Origin of the sequence: Methylomonas methanica, from assembly GCF_001644035.1 — a bacterium.
Taxonomy (GTDB): Bacteria; Pseudomonadota; Gammaproteobacteria; order Methylococcales; family Methylomonadaceae; genus Methylomonas; species Methylomonas methanica_A.
Genome location: NZ_LUUG01000067.1, coordinates 1 through 2,432 on the forward strand (window position 1 = coordinate 1; position 2,432 = coordinate 2,432).

Annotated in this window: 2 protein-coding genes; both read left to right on the plus strand. The window is 50.7% G+C overall.

Annotated elements, in window-relative coordinates:
• The first annotated feature begins 218 nt into the window (after positions 1–218).
• Positions 219–1,763, plus strand: a complete 1,545-nt coding sequence (istA, locus tag A1332_RS10815; RefSeq protein ID WP_064008503.1) for an IS21 family transposase — start codon at positions 219–221, stop codon at positions 1,761–1,763.
• Between the two features lie 107 nt (positions 1,764–1,870).
• Positions 1,871–2,432, plus strand: a 562-nt coding sequence (locus A1332_RS10820; RefSeq protein ID WP_064008504.1) for an ATP-binding protein, incomplete at its 3' end; no start/stop codon positions are given.

Consider the following 2,432-nt stretch of genomic DNA (forward strand, 5'->3'; position numbering starts at 1 on the left):
TGCATATTCTGGCTCAACCTGAACACCCATTCTGGCCCAATCTGAACACCTTTTCTGATTCAAGTTGAACACTGATTCTGGTTTCAAGCTGAACACTTTTCTGGATTTTCCAGAATTGGTGTTCAACATGCCAGAATCGCTGTTCAAGTTGCCAGAATCTAACCTAACGCATTGTTTATTCAATCAGACTATCCTTTCCGCCCTTTTTTGGAAAGGATATGTCAGCAAAGAGAACAGCAATGCGAAATTTAAGAGAAGTTCTTAGGCTGAGTTTCAGCGCCGGATTGAGCATCCGGAAAATCAGCGCCAGTACCAAAATCAGTGTCGGCAGCATACAAAACATCTTAAAGCTGGCCGAACAACTGAATATCGCCTGGCCGCTGCCGGACGATTGGGATGATCAAACCTTAGCCTTAAAGTTTTATCCTCGTTCGGACGCCAAGCCTTCATCCAAATACCAGGAACCTGTGTGGGCAGAAGTCCACATGGAGTTGAAGAAAAAGGGCATCACCAAACAATTGCTCTGGGAAGAATATACCCAGCACTATCCGAACCGTTGTTATAGCTACTCGCAGTTCTGCGCCCGCTATGCCGATTGGCTGAAGAAACAAAAAAGGTCGATGCGCCAAACCCATCGTGCCGGCGAAAAGTTGTTTATCGATTATGCCGGGCCGACCCTGCCGGTGGTGTGCGCATCCAGCGGCGAAATCCGCACCGCGCAAATCTTTGTGGCGGTGTTGGGCGCATCCAATTACACCTATGCCGAGGCCACCTGGAGCCAGAGTCTGCCGGATTGGTTAGGCAGCCATGTACGGGCCTTTGAGTTTTTCGGCGGCACACCGGTGATGCTGATTCCGGACAATTTAAAGAGCGGGGTCAATAAGGCCTGTCGTTACGAACCTGAACTCAATCCCAGCTATCAACAACTGGCCGCCCATTATGCGGTCGCCGTGGTGCCTGCCAGGCCTTATAAACCCAAGGATAAAGCCAAGGCCGAGGTCGGCGTTCAGATTGTGGAACGCTGGATCATGGCCAAACTGCGGCATCAAACCTTTTTCTCCCTGGCAGAGCTGAATCAGTGTATTCGAGGCTTATTGACCGGTTTAAATCAAAAGCCTTTCAAGCAATGGCCCGGTAACCGTCAGCAGTGGTTTGAACAACTGGATCAACCCGCGCTGTCGCCGTTGCCTAGATACGCTTATCAGTACGCCGACATCAAAGCCGCCCGTGTGAATATCGATTACCACATCATCTACGATCAGCATCTTTACTCGGTGCCTCACCATTGTGTCGGCGAACTGGTTGAACTGCATGCCGGCGATAAGCTGGTTGAGATCTATTTTCACGGTAAACGCATCGCCAGCCATGTCAGGAAGTTCTACCCCGGCACTACGACAGAACCAGTGCACATGCCGGAACGACACGCCCGGCATCAGCAATGGACGCCTGGCAGGTTAATGAACTGGGCGCAAGCAATCGGGCCTGAGGTGCTTAACTGGGTCAAGGCGCAGTTACGTCGCAAGGAGCATCCAGAGCAAGCCTACCGGGTCTGTCTCGGATTATTGAGCCTGAGCCGCACCTATCCCGCCGAACGCTTGAATCAGGCCTGTGCGCTTGCCAATAAAGACTCTCTGTTCAAATTGAAAAACGTCAAAGCCATTTTGCAAAGCAACCTGGACAAGCTACCGGAGTCCGTGCCGGTACAGCTTTCAGTATTGCCTCAAGACCATGAAAACATTCGCGGCGCCCACAGTTTTCATTAACCATCACCCCTTGCACCATCGGGCATGGGCAGCGACTTATTCTTGATTTATTTCAAGGGAATGCCCCATGCCCGATGGTTACTCAACTCAACAGACAGGTTCACAACATGATTGAAACTACACTCCAACAACTGCGGCAGCTCAAACTTAGCGGCATGGCCTCTGCACTGCAAACCCAACTGGAACAGCCCGGCACCTATGAAGGTTTGGCCTTTGCCGACCGATTGCAATTTTTAGTCGATTTTGAAGATCAGGACCGAAATCAGCGGAAGCAGGATCGATTGATACGGGCCGCACAATTTAAACTCAAGGCGCAGGCCAAAGATATTGATTATCAGCACACCAGAGGTTTGCAGCAGTCACAAATGGCATCGTTGCTGTTATGTGACTGGATCAAAAAAGCCCAGAACCTGTTACTGACCGGTCCTTGCGGTAGCGGCAAAACCTATATTGCCTGCGCACTGGGTTCTCAAGCGTGTTTGAAAGGCTACAGCGCCAAATATTACCGGCTTTCACGCCTCGTCCTGGCCTTGACGCAAGCCAAAGCCGATGGCAGCTACCCTAAACTACTCAAAGCCATCGCTGGTCTGGACTTGCTCATCATTGATGACTGGGGCTTAGAACCTTTAAATGCCGCCACCCGCAATGACTTGATGGAAATTATGGATG

Excerpts from the sequence above, each read along its gene's own strand:
- istA (WP_064008503.1), top strand. The coding sequence starts at position 219 with ATGTCAGCAAAGAGAACAGCAATGCGAAATTTAAGAGAAGTTCTTAGG.